Below are 14380 nucleotides of genomic sequence, written 5' to 3'. Positions count from 1 at the left end.
CCGGGTAGAGTCATTGAACTATGGCCGCTGCCGATCTGTCCCACCGCTTCGCCGGGGAGTCGGTCGGGCGAGCCCTCGAGTTGGTCGGCGAGCGCTGGACACTGCTCATCCTGCGGGAGGCGTTCTTCGGGGTGCAGCGCTTCGGCCAGTTCGCGCGCAATCTCACTATTCCGCGGCCCACCCTGTCGTCACGGCTGCGGATGCTCGTCGACGCCGGCCTGCTGGAACGGGTTCCGTACTCGCAAGATCCTGAACGGCACGAGTACCGGCTTACCGAGACCGGCCGCGAACTCTTCGCGGCGGTCGTCGTGCTCATGCGGTGGGGCGACGAGCACCTACCCGACCCCGACGGGCCGCCGATCATGCTGCGCCATCACACCTGCGGAGAGTTCGTCGATCCGCGCCTGGTCTGCTCACGCTGCGGCGAGGAAATCACTACCCGCAATGTGACGCCCGAAGCCGGCCCGGGATTCCGCGACAAGCCGACCGCGTCGGCATCGCCGTAACCGCTGGGCACACCGCACGTAACAATTTCCAAGCTCGAACGTTTCGAATCGGTAAGCAACCCCAAACACGTTGCCGAGCAACCCTATCCACCTCACCTGTGGAAATTATCGTCTTTTTCGTGGACCGTCGGACCGCGCTCAAGCTACCGCTGTTGCTGGCAGCGGGCACGGCGCTGACCACAGCCGCGCGCGCCGGTGCCGAACCGGGCCGGTGGCCCGCCGAACGTGCCAACAGCTGGTATCGAGCGCAGGGCTGGCTCGTCGGCGCCAACTACATCACGTCGAACGCCGTCAACCAGCTGGAGATGTTCCAGCCGGGCACCTATGACCCGCGGCGCATCGACGGCGAACTCGGCGCGGCGCGGTCGCTCGGGTTCAACACGGTGCGCGTCTTTCTGCACGACCAACTGTGGACCCAGGACCGCCAGGGCTTCCAAGGGCGTCTCGCGCAGTTCGTCTCGATCGCCGCGCGTCACGGCATCAAGCCGCTTTTCGTGTTGTTCGACTCCTGCTGGGACCCGTTCCCCAGGCCGGGCCGTCAGCGCGCACCGCGGCCCGGCGTGCACAACTCCGGGTGGGTGCAAAGCCCGGGTGCCGAACACCTCGGTGACCACCGCCACCGCAGTGTGCTCTACGACTATGTCACCGGAGTCGTGGGCCAGTTCCGCAGCGACGACCGGGTTTTGGGTTGGGACCTATGGAATGAACCAGACAATCCCGCGCGCGTCTATCGCAAGGTGGAGCGCAAAGACAAGCTGGCGCTGGTCGCCGACTTGCTGCCCCAGGTGTTCCGGTGGGCGCGGGGAGTCGATCCTGCCCAGCCGTTGACCAGTGGGGTCTGGCAAGGAAGTTGGGCCGACTCCGGCCAACGCAGCACCATCAGCGGCATCCAGCTGGACAACTCGGACGTGATCACGTTCCACAGCTATGCCGCGCCGGCCGACTTCGAGGCGCGGATCGCCGAACTTTCGCCACTGGGGCGCCCAGTCGTCTGTACCGAATACCTGGCTCGCTCCCGGGGCAGCACTGTCGAGGGAATCCTGCCAATTGCCAAGCGGCACAACGTGGGAGCGTTCAACTGGGGTTTGGTCGCCGGAAAGACGCAGACGTACCTGCCGTGGGACTCGTGGGATCACCCGTACCCCGCGCCACCGAAGGTGTGGTTCAGCGACCTGCTGCGGCCGGACGGGCGGGCCTATCAGGACGGCGAACTCCAAACGATTCGCAAGCTGACCGGTGTCCAGCAGGAATAACGCTGCGCCGCATCGCCTGCTTGGGCGAGAAAGCGAAATGTTCCGCCACGCGCCTCCGGCCGCTATGATGCCGCTGAGTCGCGCACAACCACGAGGTGGTGGACATGTTTCGGGAACTCGCCGTAGGTGCAATAGGAGTGGGTCTTCTCGGAGCGGGGCTGTTTCTCGCCCCGCCGGTGCAGGCCGACGACCCGCCCTACCACATCCTCAGCGCCCAGGATCTGTGCAACCTCGTCTACCCGAGCTCGGAGGCCATGCCGGACCCGTCCAAAGCGTCACCGGCCGTTGGACTTATCTGTGTCCGGCAGGGTGGGCTGCTGCTCCGGTTGGTCCGCGATCAGCCGGCCATCTTCTCCAATACCTTCGCCCTCGAACCGGGCAAAGCTCCTGAGCTGCCGAAAGGTTCGGTGCGCGTCAATCCCAACGATCCGCTCAGCGACTGGATCATTCCCGACTGCTACATCCCCGATCGCATCGACTGTAATCCCAACGCGCCCGGTCACCGCTGACCCGCTTCGTCATGATCAGGGCTTGGTCCCAACCGTCTTGACCGGTAGTCGCGCCCAGCCCCGAACACTGGACGTCCGCGCCCTGCTGGCGTTGTCGTAGTCGACCTCCCAGTCGGTCCATCGCTTGAGGACCTCTTCGAATGCGACCCGGGCCTCGAGCCGCGCCAGCGCTGCGCCGAGACAGAAATGAAATCCCTGCCCGAAGCTCAAATGGCCACCCGTGCGGCGGATGTCGTAGCGATCCGGCTCGGTGAATCTCGTCTCGTCCCGATTGGCCGACCCGTTGAGCAGTAGCATGTGGGACCCCTCGGTCACGGTGTGCCCGTACAGCTCGACGTCGCGAGCGACGTAGCGCGCCTGCACCGGCGACGGCGGCTCGTAGCGCAATGTCTCCTCGACCGCCGAGGCGATCAGGGACGGATCACGGACAAGCTCGTGTCGTTGGTCGGGGTGCTCGCCGAGCAGTTGGCCCATGAAACCGATCAGCCGGGCGGTGGTTTCGTTGCCGGCGCCGGCGATCATCGCGGTGTAGGCCAGAACTTCGGTGCGTTGCAGCCGGCGACGGGATCCGTCTGCTTCTTCAACTTCCGCGTTGAGCAGATCCGTCATCAAGTCGTCGGAGGGATGTGTCGCGCGCCACTCGATGTACTCGGCGAACATCGCCATCGAATCCTCGAAGATCGTCGGGCTGACCCCCTCTCGGCTCGGTCCGAGCGCAAGGTTGCGGTCGTTACGATCGCGGATCAGCTGTTGCGCCTCCTCGGGGATGCCCAACAGGTAGCCGATCGTGCGCATCGGCATGATCGCGCCCAGATCGGCGACGAAGTCGAACCCGGCTGAGTCGCGACGCGGATCCAATGCGCGACAACATAATTCGCGCACCAGCCCTTCGACAGCCAGCATTCGCCGGGGGGTGAAAACGCGCGACAACAGGCGCCGATGCAGATCGTGCAGCGGTGGATCCTCGAACAGCAGGATGCCCGGCGGAACTTCGATGCCGCTGAACAAGATGTCGGCCGTGGTCCCGCGTCCCGACCGATACGTCTGCCAATCATGCAGTGCGGCCGCTACGTCATTGTGGCGGCTCAGCGCATAGAAGGTGTACTTGTCGTTGAAATACAGTGGGGCCTCGGCCCGCATCCGTTTCCACACCGGATACGGATCGTCGTCGATGTCGAAGTCGAACGGGTCGTAGTAAAGCTCCGCAGTCTGGTCGGCAGCCACTCATCCGCCCTGCCGGGGTTGGTTCGCCACGCCGGGGAACAGCTGCTCCGTCGGCCCCGAAGTCACCCAGCCTCCCAGCTTGGTGGCGAGATGCGGCGCGAAAACCGCTCCGTAGAGGACGTTTCCGATGACAACGACGGCGGCGACGGACAGCACGGCCGACTGCAGCCGGCTGCCCGAGCGCTTGTCGGCCCACATCTCGATGACGTTTCGTCCTTCGGTATCTGTGCGGCCGAGCAGGTAGGTGAAGACCATCATCTGCACACCCAATGCGACGGCGTCGTAGACCGGATATTGATGCTTGGTGCCCTCGAAGATTGCCAGGCCGGGGATCACGTAGCCGTAATGAAAGACGCCGAGGCGGGCTCCGACGAACGCGTTGAAGACGAAGGCCCAGCAGAAGCCGACGACGAGTCCGACGATCAGCAGCGTGAGCGGCCTATTATTCCCGGCGAGCCAGCCAAACCGCGCGCTCAATCGTCGCCCGAGCGGGGCGCCGATCACGGCGGGCAACACGAAGTAGCCGATGTAGCCGACCGGCACGGACGACGGCAGCCCGCCCCACGTCATGTTCAGCGGCCACCACGACGGCACCCGGGGCAGGGCGGGCGGGAACTGTGCGTACATCGCCCAGTCGTAGGGCGCCTCGATCCACGAGAACGAGATCGCCGAGATGCACAGCAGCAGCAACGGGTGCAGGCGACGGCGGCGAACGCTCAGATACACACCGATGGCGGTGAACACGATGCCGCTACCCCAGCCGAAGATTACGGCCGCCGTCAGCAACGGCGTCAACTCGGCGCTCCTCGAGAGCGCTTGTCGCGCTCGCCGGGGCGCGCTTCCGGGTCGAAGTAGCTGACCAGGCCGACGATGACGACGATCAGCCCGAACAGGGTTCCGAGCATGATCACCGCGCCCACAACACGCCCTTCCGGCAGGATGGCCAGCTTGTAATAGTGGTTACTATTCTAAGTTGCGGGTCAAGGCCCTCTCTCGTGAATGCCGTCGACCGCTGAGCGCGGTTCCAGGAGTGCCCAGGGAGCAAAAAGACCGTGTCCCAGCGACCTTCGCCCCGGAAGCAGCAGGCGGGCCGGGCAGCGGTTCAGCCGCTCCGCAGGCCCCGCGGTGAGCCGCGCCGGCTCCTGCTCGATGCGGCCCGCGAACTGTTCGCCCGCCAGGACTACCGCAGCACCACCACGCGTGAAATCGCCGAGGCCGCCGGAGTCAGCGAATACCTGCTCTTCCGGCACTTCGGCTCGAAGGCCGGGCTCTTCCGGGAAGCTCTGGTCTGTCCGTTCGTCAGCTTCGTCGACGAGTTCAGCCGGACGTGGCAGTCGGTCGTCCCCGAGGAGACCGACGAAGTGGAACTGACCCGCCATTTCGTCGAGCAGCTCTACGACGTGCTCGTGGAGCATCGGGGTCTGCTCCTGACGCTGGCGGCATCGGAGGCGTTCAGCCAGGCGGAGATTGCGGGCGCGGGTATCGCCGACATTCGCCGGGCCATCGCGGTGCTCGGTCGGATCAGCACCGAGGGCATGCGGATACGCGGGATCCGGTCGAATCAGCCGGACCTGCCGGCGCACTCGACGGTGGCGATGATTGTCGGCATGGTCGCACTGCGGTCGGCCTTCTTCGGCCCTGAGCAGCCCCCGCGCGAGGCGATCATCGACGAACTCGTCCAGGCGATTTTGCACGGCTTCCTGCACCGGCATGACTGAGCGCCAACCGTGCCCGACCCGGCCCGGGCGGTCGCAGACCCGCGGGTCAAGCGTGGCCCGGGGGTTGCGTTGAAAAGTGCCGGCGCCGGTGATAGCGCATTCCAAGATCGCCCGCGCCCGCCTCAGTGAGGCTGATGTGGCCTGTGACCGCGTCAGCCTCTCAGGAGGTGCCCGACCACGCGCAGCCCACATAGCCGCCGAGGGTCATATTCAGGCGGTGGTATTGACGATCAGCACGTCGATTTGGGCCTTGCGTGAGACATTGCCCGGCACCGAGAAAATCCGGCCGATCATCGGATCCAGTCCGACCCTGCCAACTATCAGCAGATCTGCCTTGACCTTCCGGCCAGGTCCACCAGCGCGGCCGCCGGAGCGCCCGGGATCGGTTTGGTCTCGACATCTTTCGCGCCGGCCGCTGTTGCCCAGGCGCTGGCCTCGCGCGAGATCGCCGACGATCTGCGCGCCGCCGACGACCTCGACGGGTGCCCCGTCGCAATGATCAGCCCGGCTTTGCGCTCCGCGGCAATTTCCCCTGCCCGGTAGACCGCACACAACGACGTCTGCGAGCCGTCCGTTCCCACTATTAAGGTCTGGTAAGTACTCATCTGCGAACTCGCGGATCGGGTGCCGGCGCCCAGGAAAAGTAGGCGGCGTCCCGCGTTCGCGCCTCCACGTCCTTGATCCCCTGGCGTAGGTGCTCGGCCAGATACCACTCTGCGCCGCTGCGGGAATCGCGTAACGCCTTTTCGACTGCGCGCTTGGCGTGCTCGAGGTGCTCGCGGCGTTCGTCCCCGGCGGTGACGATTGCATCCAGTACCGCAACGACGGCCTCATGAAAAGCGCCGGCGAAGCCGGCGAGACTCTTGACCGCCACCATGGCTCCTTCCGCCAGTCGTCGCGGACAACCGAAGCAGCTGATTGAGTTCCCCGCCCGAGCGGTCGTAAACAACGGCGCGACGCCTATCCGGCTACCCGTCGCCAGTCGGTTGCGGGATCAGGCCGCGATACCGAGTTCCCGGTTGATCTGCGGCCAGTATTGGACACCGTCGGGAGTAAGCAGAATCCAGTCGTGAATCTGGCCGTTGGCCAGGACGAAGCTGATCGGGGCCCCTTGGGTCGCCGCCGCTTGCTGCAGGACCAACACGTCGGCCGCCAGGATGTCCAGGTTGCCCGAGTAGACATATGTTGGCGGCAGTCCGCTCAGCGAGCCGTTGAGTGGACTCACCAGCGGGTCGTTCACGCCGAGATTGCCTGCCCACACCTTGCCGATCTGCTGCGCAGGCCCGACAGGAAGCAACGGATCCTGGATTAACGCAATGTTCGGATTGGTCATTCCTACGTCTAGCCATGGCGACACCAGAACCATCGACGCCGGTACGGGCTCGCCGTGGTCCACCAGGTATTGGGTAGCCGCCAGGGCGAGGTTGCCGCCCGCGGAGTCGCCGATCACGCTGACGTTGGACGGCTGATGTTGAGCGATTTGCGTGGAGATGAAACCGGCCATCGTGGGTACCACCGTGCCGGCGGTACCGCCTTCTTGCAGCAACGGGTAAATCGGGACTTGAACGGTCGCGCCCGTCTGCTGGGCCATCACCGAGTAATTGATCCAGTGCAAGAACGAGGGCGGAAAGATAAACGCGCCACCGTGAATGGCGACGACGTATTCACCTGTCGGATGAGCCGGCGTGATCTGTACAACGCTCATCCCGTTGTATGTGGTGTACTGGACCGTCTCTCCCAGCAGCAAATTCAAGAACGGTGGCGGGGAGTTGCCGAGAAACCACGATAGCGGCGGGATATCGCTGGCAAACAATGCCAGGAGCGGACTCCCGGGCGACGCGATTTGAGTTTCCAGGCCGGACAAATTCAGGAGGGGTTTTACCGGCCACAGCGCGGCTTCTTCAATTCTTGTCGCCAGCGATGGTGTGCCGGTGAAGGTTCCCGTCTGCGTTGCCGCGAAAGGCGGATTAGCCGGTGACCCGAAGATGCCGGTGATGAGGGTGTCTGATACTCGGGTGAATGCGCCCGCCAGTGCCGTGGGAGTCTGCTGAATTTCCTGCTCTACCAAGGCGAAACCGTTCCCGATCACTTTGGCGAATTCGCCCGGCAGTCCAGGCAGATTGGGCAGCACTTGTTCCCACGGGGCCAACTGCGCGACCGTCGCCGCGGCATTGCTGTGATATCCGCACATCGCGACGACATCCTGAGCCCACATCTGCTCGTAGGCAGCCTCGGCAGCCGCGATCGCCGGTGCGTTTTGACCGAACAGGTTAGAGACCACCAGCGACACCAATTGGCCGCGGTTGGCGGTGATCAGTTCAGGGTGCACGATGCCGGCCAGCGCTGCTTCATAGGCGATGGCCGCCGCTCGGGCTTGGGCCGCTGACCGTTCGGCTTGAGCGGCTGCCCTTCCCAGCCAGTCCACGTACCGGGCTGCCGCGGTCGTCATGGACGCCGACGCCGCGCCTTGCCAGGCCTGAGCCCCCAGGTCCGAGGTTATCGAGCCGAATGCGTTCGCCGCTGAGCTCAATTCACTGCCGATCCCGTCCCAGGCCGCTGCCGCCTCCCGCATCGGCCCCGATCCCGGTCCAGCAAGCAGCAACACCGAATTGACCTCGGGCGGCCACACCGAAAAGGTCATTACTTTTCCCCCTCGATTCTCCCTCGTTCCCCTCGATCAGCCCTATTCCAGGAACGTACCTCGCCCAGGTTCTAGCCGAAGAGTTTCTGTCGCAGTCGCTCTGTCAGTTGCCGAAACCAGCAGGCGGGCGTGTCAAGGACGGACCCGGTGACGTCGAAGAAGCGCGCGTCCACGGACTCATTCCTGCAGGCGCAGAACGACAATCGTCTTGGCAACCGCGATCAGACGGCCTTGGTGGAACCGACGTAGGACAGCACCACGTCGGACTCATCGGTAATGCGGGTCATGGTCGCATAAGAGCGGATGAACGACTGGCCGACGCACCCGTCGATCTTGATATGGAAGTCGCTGATCATAATCCAGGGATTTGGCCCCTTGAACTCTTTCCGGACCACCGGCACGATGACCACGAATCCGGGCTTGAGGCCCACGCTGACCACGTTGTTGTACTGCCCATTGGCCAGCGGTATCACGATCGGCGGCTGGCCGGGACCCAGCGGCAGCTCGGCGGCGAGCGAGGGAGAGACTCCGCTGCCATTTGCCATGACGAAGCCGTTGGAGGTGCTCTGGTCGATCCCGCACCCGATCTCGTACCCGACCTCCAGGACGCCTCGGGGGTCTTCCGGCCCGGTTAGCGAAGCGCCAAAGATTCCGCTGGAGAGGTATTCGCGGGAGGACAGCGCGGTGGTCAGCGGCGCCACCGGAACGTGTTTCTCGTCCTTCGCGCCGAGGGCCAGGACCCAGCCGTCAGGAGTGTTCACCCTAGCCGGTGCGCCGGGAGGTACCGACCCGTCGGACGGTGGCACTGCACCGGGAGGGGGTTCGGCGTCGGGTTGGGCACCTGCCGACGGCGCGGTCATCGATATGACGAGGCACACGGCCAGAACCGCAGCACGGCGAACGACCGCGGAAATCGGCATCACAGCCGATACGCTAAGCACCGCCTCATTTCCTCACGGCTTTGCTGGTTGACGAAATCAGAGTTGTTGCGCGTTTGTCGCCGGTTTGCGATTCAGAAGAGGCAGTCTGGCAACGGCTGCGTCGCTCACCACTGGTGGCCCCGCAGTTCCTGTTTGCCGGAATGCCCAAAGGTGCTTGGCGAGTAAACTTCAGGCATAGCCAGGGATTCGTGGCAGATGGCGCAGATGGCAGAGAGGGCGATCAATGACCCTGCACAGGTTCGCTCGCACAGTGCTGGCCATCCTGATAGCCAGCACCGGAATAGGGGTGACGGCTCTGCTAGGCGGCAGCGGCATCGCTTCCGCAGACCCAGACGATGACATGCCTGCCATAATCGACGATTTTCTCTTCACCCCGATATTCACGCAGGATCCGCAGGTGCTACGTCCGGGCAAAGCAGGAGGCGTCGAGCAAGACTGGGGCCGTATCGGAATGGTTTGTCAGAACCGAACTGTCAAGTGCCAAAAGAACGGATTTTAGTTTAGCGCCGAGTCTGACGTGCAGCAGCTGACCCGTCGACTCTGGACCCGGCAAGACGAAGGTAGAGGGCATCATCACCCGGCGGACGGGCCCGGTGCGGCGCTGGTCGCTTCCCGTCACGACGCGCTCTACCCGGCCATCCAGCACTGGTCCGAGGTGGTGCCGTGAACCGACTGCAGCGAGACGGAGTCACGCTGGCCTTCCGGGTGCACAATCCGCTGGCGCGGGGTGTGCCGGTTTTGCTCACGCACGGTTTCGGCGCCACCGCGGCCATGTGGGACCCCAACGTCGATGCCCTGAGCGTGGACCGGCCGGTGATCGTCTGGGACCAGCGCGGCCACGGTAGCAGCGACGCACCCGACGACATGGATGCCTACACCGAGCAGCTCAGCGTCGCCGACATGGCGGCCGTCCTCGACGCGGCAGGGGCTGACCGGGCCGTGCTCGGCGGGATGTCGTTGGGCGGCTACCTGTCCCTGGCCTTCCACCTCGTCCATCCGCAGCGGGTGGCCGCGCTGGTGCTGGTCGATACGGGGCCGGGCTACCGCAACGACGAGGCCCGCGCCAAGTGGAACGCGTGGGTGCAACGACGCGCCCGGCAACTCGAGCGGGGCGACGCGCCCGCCGACGTCTCGCCGGAACTCACGCAGGCGGTGCATGAGCATCCCGAGGGGCTGCCGCGCGCCGCCCGCGGCGTCATGGCGCAAAAGGACGCTCGGGTGATCACGTCGCTCGACAGCATCACGGTGCCCACCCTGGTGATCGTCGGCGCCCAGGACACCGATTACCTGGCCGGGGCCGACTACATGGCGCGCAAGATCCCCACGGCGCGCAAAGTGGTCATCGACAACGCCGGGCACGCGGCGAACATGGACCAGCCCGAAGCGTTCAACGTCGCGGTGCGCGAATTTCTGGATGAGCTGTGACTGCTTCAGAGGTCACCGTCGACGCGACGGCCGCGTGGCCCAACCCTGCACCTCATCGGCGGGATTCGCGACCCGGCCGCGCCGGTTTGTAGGCTTTCGGGCATGCCGTTCGACAACGGCGAGGTATTCGCTGGCTACGTGATTCAGCGCCTCCTCGGCACCGGTGGGATGGGTGAGGTCTACCTCGCCCAGCATCCCCGTCTGCCGCGTCACGACGCGCTGAAGGTGTTGTCCTTGGCCGCCACAGCAGACCAGGAGTTTCAGGCGCGATTCAAGCGCGAAGCCGAATTGGCAGCGACGCTGTGGCACCCCCATATCGTCGGCGTTCTCGATCGTGGCGAGTTCAACGGCCGGCTGTGGATCTCGATGGAGTACGTGGACGGCACCGACGCGGGCCGGTTGGTCCGGGAGCGCTACCCGGACGGCATGCCAGAGCAAGACGTCGCGGAAATCGTGACGGCGGTGGCCGATGCGCTGGACTTCGGTCATGATCGACGTCTGCTCCATCGTGACGTCAAGCCCGAGAACATCCTGGTGACCGCGCCCGATGGCCACCGGCGCAGGGTGCTGTTAACCGATTTCGGCATCGCTCGCAGAATCGACGACGTCAGCAACCTCACCGACGTCAACGTCGCCATCGGAACCATCAGTTACGTGGCCCCCGAGCAGCTGCTGGGCAAGCCACTTGACGGCCGCGCAGATCAGTATGCGCTGGCTGCGACAACGTTCTACCTGTTAACTGGCGCCCCACCTTTTCAGGACTCGAATCGCGCCGTCGTCGTCAGCAACCATCTCAATACGCCGCCACCGCGGATCTCGGAGCGCCGACCCGAGCTCGCGCACCTCGACGCCGTGCTGGCAAGGGCGCTGGCCAAAGATCCCAGCCAGCGGTACCCGACGTGCACCGAGTTCGCCCTGGCTCTCACGCAGCAGGGCCCCCGCCGCGATGCCGCTTTGGCGGCGGCGCCGGGTCCCGCCGAGGACCTCGGTTCGGGCGGACGTCCGGCCACCCAGCGCCTCGAGCGTCTGGTTGTTCACGGGACCGCACGCGCCGTCACGCAAAGCGCGGCCGGAGCTCAATCTCAGGTCGGGATCTTGTCGTTTCAAGTAGTCCCGTATGAGCCGCTGGGCAACGGGCGGGATCCGCTTTCCGTCGAGATACAAACTGACCTCGTAGCGGGTCAGCTCGCGGATGGGGACGAGGTCGAGATCACCGGTCTGTGGGACGGTCAGACCCTCGACGCCGACAAAATCGTCAACTTGTCTGCAGGAGCTCGTCCGAGACGACGCCCGCCGGAGATGCCGGCCAAACCGCCGCGAGACAAGGCGCCGAAACGCAGAAAACTGTGGATCGCTGCGCTCGTCGCCGTCGTCGGTGTCATCGTGTTGGCCGCGGCGGCCGTTGTGTACTTCAGAGACGGTTTCGGCGGCCGGACCCGACCCGGACCAATCGTCAAGCCGGTCAGCGCAACCGTCTTTTCACCCGACGGCGCCCCCGACAATCCGCAGCAGGCCGGCTTGGCGATCGACGGCAACCCGAACACGGCGTGGTCCACCGTCACCTATCGGGACGCGGTCCCCTTTCCGAAGTTCATCGAGGGGATGGGGCTGTTGCTGCACCTGTCCCAGCCGACCGCGCTGAGCGCCGTGACGATCGACGTGTCCAGCACGGGAACCCAGGTGCAGATCCGTTCGTCGCCCAGCCAGACCCCGACCAAATTGGCCGACACCACCGCGCTGACCCCGAACACGGCGCTGCAACCGGGGCACAACGTTATCCCGGTGCATGACCGGGATAAGACTTCCAATGTGCTGGTGTGGATCTCCACCTTGGGCACCACCAACGGCGAGAGCCGGACGGCAATCTCCGAGATCACCCTGCGGGCGGCTGGGTAGAGTTTCTCCTCCGTAAGACGTGAGCGGGTACAACTGGGGTTGGGACCTACCCTCACCAGTTCGGCGTGCTGCAGATCGTGCTGGCCGGCGTGGCCGTTGCCGCCGTGCTGATGTTGCTGTCGGCCGTGGTCGGGCGACGCCGGACTGTGCATTCGAGTTCAGCGGAGTCGGCGCCGCGGGGACGCCGACTGCAATTCCGGCCCGGACGAGCGGCCGGCGGCGTTGTGCTACTGGTTGTCTCGATTCTGCTGCTCTGGTTCGCCACACTGGTCCAGACGTATGTGGGTCTGACTGGCGAAGTCAAAGCGGCTCACGTGGTGGCGACGGCGGTCGGCAACGAGGCGCACCGCCTCAACGTCGATCTCACGCTCTACGATGACGCGGGCAAGGCATCTGCCCATCAGACTTACGATGTCGAGGGCGACATGTGGGCGCTACAGGCCGGCATTGTCGAGCTCCAGCACTGGGTGAATATCCTGGGCATGCATTCCGGTTACAAGGTGACCCGCCTGTTCGGTCAACGCCTCGACGGGGTGTCGCCGACACAGCACCAGATCATGCTCAACGGCGGCGACGGTGACTTTTTCGACAACATGCGCGGCGGAAAGTGGTGGACCAAGCCGTTCGTTCGCGCTGCGTACGGCAACGCTGTCATCGCCGCGCCCGGTGCATTCGACGTTTACATCTCTCAGGACGCGATAAAAGCCCGCGCAAGCGATGGCTAGCGCACCAGCACACCAGCGCACCAGCGCACCAGCGCACCAGCGCACCGACCGGCCGTAGCGCACAATTCGTCGCTCAATTCGTATGGGGAGAACCGTTATCGGCCTCTCCCCGTGACCGTCGCGCGTCAGTCCTGACGGCGGCTGGTTCAGCACCCTGCGCTCAGGCCACGATCCCGAGTTGCTGGTTGATCTGCGGCCAGTACAACAACCCGCCCGGAGTCAGCAGAATCCAGTCGTGAATTCCGCCGGGTTCCAAGGCGAAGCTCATCGGGGCCCCTTGGGCTAACGCTGCTTGCTGGAGGACGGCGGCTTGTTGTGCAAGTGGATCCAGCGAGCCGGAGTAGACATACGTCGGCGGAAGACCGTCAAGTGACCCATACAGCGGGCTCACCAGATAGTTGTTCGCAGGTAGATTGCCTGCCCACGCCGCGCCGAGTCCCCCAGTCCCCACATCCAGCCACGGAGACAGCAACACCATCGACGAAGGTACCGGTTTGGATTGGCTGACCAAGTATTGGACGGCCCCCAGTGCGAGGTTGCCGCCCGCGGAGTCGCCGACCACGCTGACATTCTGGGCTCCGTGTTGCGCGATCTGCGACGAGATGAACCCGGCTGTTTGGGGAACGACCGTTGCAGCGGTACCACCTTGCTGTAGCAACGGGTAAATCGGCACTTCGAAGGTCGCGCCGGTCTGGTAGGCCGTCACCGAGTAGTTGATCCAGTGGAACAACGAGGCCGGGAGAATGTACGCGCCACCGTGCAGGGCAACCACGTATTCGCCGGTTGGAGCGGCCGGCGTGATCTGCACGACGCTCATCCCCTGATAGGTGGTGTACTGCACCGTTTGCCCCAGCAGCAAATTCAACAGTGGCGGCGGGGAGTTGCCCAACACCCACGACAGCGGCGGGATGTCGCTGGCAAGCAGCATCAGGAGTGGATTACCCGGGATTGAAGTCAAAGATGCGAGCCCGGAGCTGAATCCGGCGGCAATCGTCGTGGGGATCTGCTGGATTTCCAGCTGGATGCCGAGCACCGCCTGCTCAAAGGTCGCAAGAGGCGCAGCGCCGGCCGCTTCGGCGGTGGCATACGCCCCGGCAGCGCCGGTCAATGCCTGCACGAACCGCTCATGGAAAGCCGCCGCCTGCGCGCTGAGGGCCAAATAGTCCCGGCCGTGGGCGGAGAAGAAGGCCGCGATCGCCTCTGACACCTCATCCTCGGCTGCGGCCACTACCGCAGTGGTGGCAGTGGCCATGCCCTGGTTTGCGGTCGCGACCATCGAACCAATCGAAGCCACATCTGTGGCCGCGCCGGACATCAGCTCGGGAAACGCAAAAACATACGACACCGTGCCGCTCCACCCTTCGGGCAACCCGTCGTGTTGCCCAGCCGATACCGATCTCCGAGTAGCCGGAGCTTATGACGAGGCCGGGTCATCACGTAGCGGTTTGCCGGAAACCGGCTGCCAGGTGGACGTCACCTAGGAAGAACCCCCGAAGCGGTGGGATGTCTGGTAGCGATGGCCGGGCTGTTCGCTTCAAACGG

Annotated in this window: 16 protein-coding genes and 1 pseudogene; 9 read left to right on the top strand and 8 right to left on the bottom strand. The window is 64.8% G+C overall.

What is annotated here, in order from left to right:
* Positions 1 to 20: 20 nt before the first annotated feature.
* The 3 genes from EET10_RS07730 to EET10_RS07720 all read left to right on the top strand — a co-directional run bounded on the left by EET10_RS07730 (position 21) and on the right by EET10_RS07720 (position 2268).
* On the top strand, positions 21 to 506 hold the full coding sequence (locus EET10_RS07730; RefSeq protein WP_036404063.1) for a winged helix-turn-helix transcriptional regulator: 486 nt from the start codon (positions 21 to 23) through the stop codon (positions 504 to 506).
* A 119-nt stretch (positions 507 to 625) separates the two neighbouring features.
* A complete protein-coding gene (locus tag EET10_RS07725; protein ID WP_063466375.1) occupies positions 626 to 1759 on the top strand; it encodes a glycoside hydrolase 5 family protein in 1134 nt (377 codons plus the stop codon).
* A gap of 104 nt (positions 1760 to 1863) precedes the next feature.
* Positions 1864 to 2268 (top strand): hypothetical protein, encoded by a 405-nt coding sequence (locus EET10_RS07720; protein ID WP_136624720.1) that lies wholly within the window; start codon positions 1864 to 1866, stop codon positions 2266 to 2268.
* A gap of 15 nt (positions 2269 to 2283) precedes the next feature.
* Here the strand turns inward: EET10_RS07720 and EET10_RS07715 are convergent, their stop codons facing one another.
* Genes EET10_RS07715 through EET10_RS31590 form a run of 3 tightly spaced genes read right to left on the bottom strand, consistent with a single transcriptional unit; the run spans position 2284 to position 4412 of the window.
* Positions 2284 to 3492 (bottom strand): cytochrome P450, encoded by a 1209-nt coding sequence (locus EET10_RS07715; protein ID WP_036404067.1) that lies wholly within the window; start codon positions 3490 to 3492, stop codon positions 2284 to 2286.
* Positions 3493 to 4287, bottom strand: coding sequence for a spirocyclase AveC family protein (locus EET10_RS07710; RefSeq protein WP_036404069.1), 795 nt, complete (start codon positions 4285 to 4287; stop codon positions 3493 to 3495).
* Entirely contained in the window at positions 4284 to 4412 is a 129-nt protein-coding gene (locus EET10_RS31590; protein WP_276860625.1) for a hypothetical protein, read from the bottom strand. Before EET10_RS31590 ends, EET10_RS07710 begins: the two co-directional genes overlap by 4 nt.
* Before the next feature lie 132 nt (positions 4413 to 4544).
* Between EET10_RS31590 and EET10_RS07705 the strand changes: the two genes are divergently transcribed.
* Positions 4545 to 5210, top strand: a complete 666-nt coding sequence (locus tag EET10_RS07705) for a TetR/AcrR family transcriptional regulator (RefSeq protein WP_122502031.1) — start codon at positions 4545 to 4547, stop codon at positions 5208 to 5210.
* Between the two features lie 210 nt (positions 5211 to 5420).
* Here the strand turns inward: EET10_RS07705 and EET10_RS07700 are convergent.
* From EET10_RS07700 to EET10_RS07685, 4 genes and pseudogenes are all read right to left on the bottom strand, one after another.
* Positions 5421 to 5815 (bottom strand): annotated as a pseudogene (locus EET10_RS07700) (universal stress protein).
* A complete protein-coding gene (locus EET10_RS07695) occupies positions 5812 to 6084 on the bottom strand; it encodes a hypothetical protein (protein WP_136624719.1) in 273 nt (90 codons plus the stop codon). The pseudogene EET10_RS07700 and the gene EET10_RS07695 overlap by 4 nt, the downstream one beginning before the upstream one ends.
* A gap of 120 nt (positions 6085 to 6204) precedes the next feature.
* Positions 6205 to 7851 (bottom strand): triacylglycerol lipase LipY, encoded by a 1647-nt coding sequence (gene lipY, locus EET10_RS07690; RefSeq protein WP_167480146.1) that lies wholly within the window; start codon positions 7849 to 7851, stop codon positions 6205 to 6207.
* Between the two features lie 221 nt (positions 7852 to 8072).
* Positions 8073 to 8771: an MspA family porin gene (locus EET10_RS07685; RefSeq protein ID WP_051490574.1), complete on the bottom strand. Its 699-nt coding sequence runs from the start codon at positions 8769 to 8771 to the stop codon at positions 8073 to 8075.
* A gap of 271 nt (positions 8772 to 9042) precedes the next feature.
* Here EET10_RS07685 and EET10_RS07680 point away from each other — a divergent pair, with 271 nt between their 5' ends.
* The 5 genes from EET10_RS07680 (at position 9043) to EET10_RS07665 (ending at position 12838) form a co-directional block, all read left to right on the top strand.
* Positions 9043 to 9291 carry a hypothetical protein gene (locus EET10_RS07680; protein ID WP_244601881.1) on the top strand — a complete coding sequence of 83 codons (249 nt, stop codon included), beginning with the start codon at positions 9043 to 9045 and terminating at the stop codon, positions 9289 to 9291.
* A gap of 18 nt (positions 9292 to 9309) precedes the next feature.
* A complete protein-coding gene (locus tag EET10_RS30165) occupies positions 9310 to 9459 on the top strand; it encodes a hypothetical protein (protein WP_218028442.1) in 150 nt (49 codons plus the stop codon).
* The gene (locus tag EET10_RS07675; protein WP_036404078.1) at positions 9456 to 10217 is read left to right on the top strand and encodes an alpha/beta fold hydrolase; all 762 of its coding nucleotides are present in this window, start codon (positions 9456 to 9458) and stop codon (positions 10215 to 10217) included. The genes EET10_RS30165 and EET10_RS07675 overlap by 4 nt, the downstream gene beginning before the upstream one ends.
* Positions 10218 to 10319: 102 nt before the next feature.
* A complete protein-coding gene (locus tag EET10_RS07670) occupies positions 10320 to 12113 on the top strand; it encodes a serine/threonine-protein kinase (RefSeq protein WP_036404080.1) in 1794 nt (597 codons plus the stop codon).
* Positions 12114 to 12178: 65 nt separating this feature from the next.
* On the top strand, positions 12179 to 12838 hold the full coding sequence (locus EET10_RS07665; RefSeq protein WP_122502029.1) for a hypothetical protein: 660 nt from the start codon (positions 12179 to 12181) through the stop codon (positions 12836 to 12838).
* A gap of 160 nt (positions 12839 to 12998) precedes the next feature.
* On the opposite strand, the gene lipY (EET10_RS07660) is transcribed toward EET10_RS07665, so the two are convergent.
* Positions 12999 to 14207, bottom strand: a complete 1209-nt coding sequence (gene lipY, locus EET10_RS07660; RefSeq protein ID WP_423793570.1) for a triacylglycerol lipase LipY — start codon at positions 14205 to 14207, stop codon at positions 12999 to 13001.
* Positions 14208 to 14380 lie beyond the last annotated feature (173 nt).

The organism is Mycobacterium pseudokansasii, from assembly GCF_900566075.1.
Lineage (GTDB): Bacteria > Actinomycetota > Actinomycetes > Mycobacteriales > Mycobacteriaceae > Mycobacterium > Mycobacterium pseudokansasii.
The sequence above is the reverse complement of the archived record's forward strand: the minus strand, read 5'-3'. Positions and strand labels throughout refer to the sequence as shown.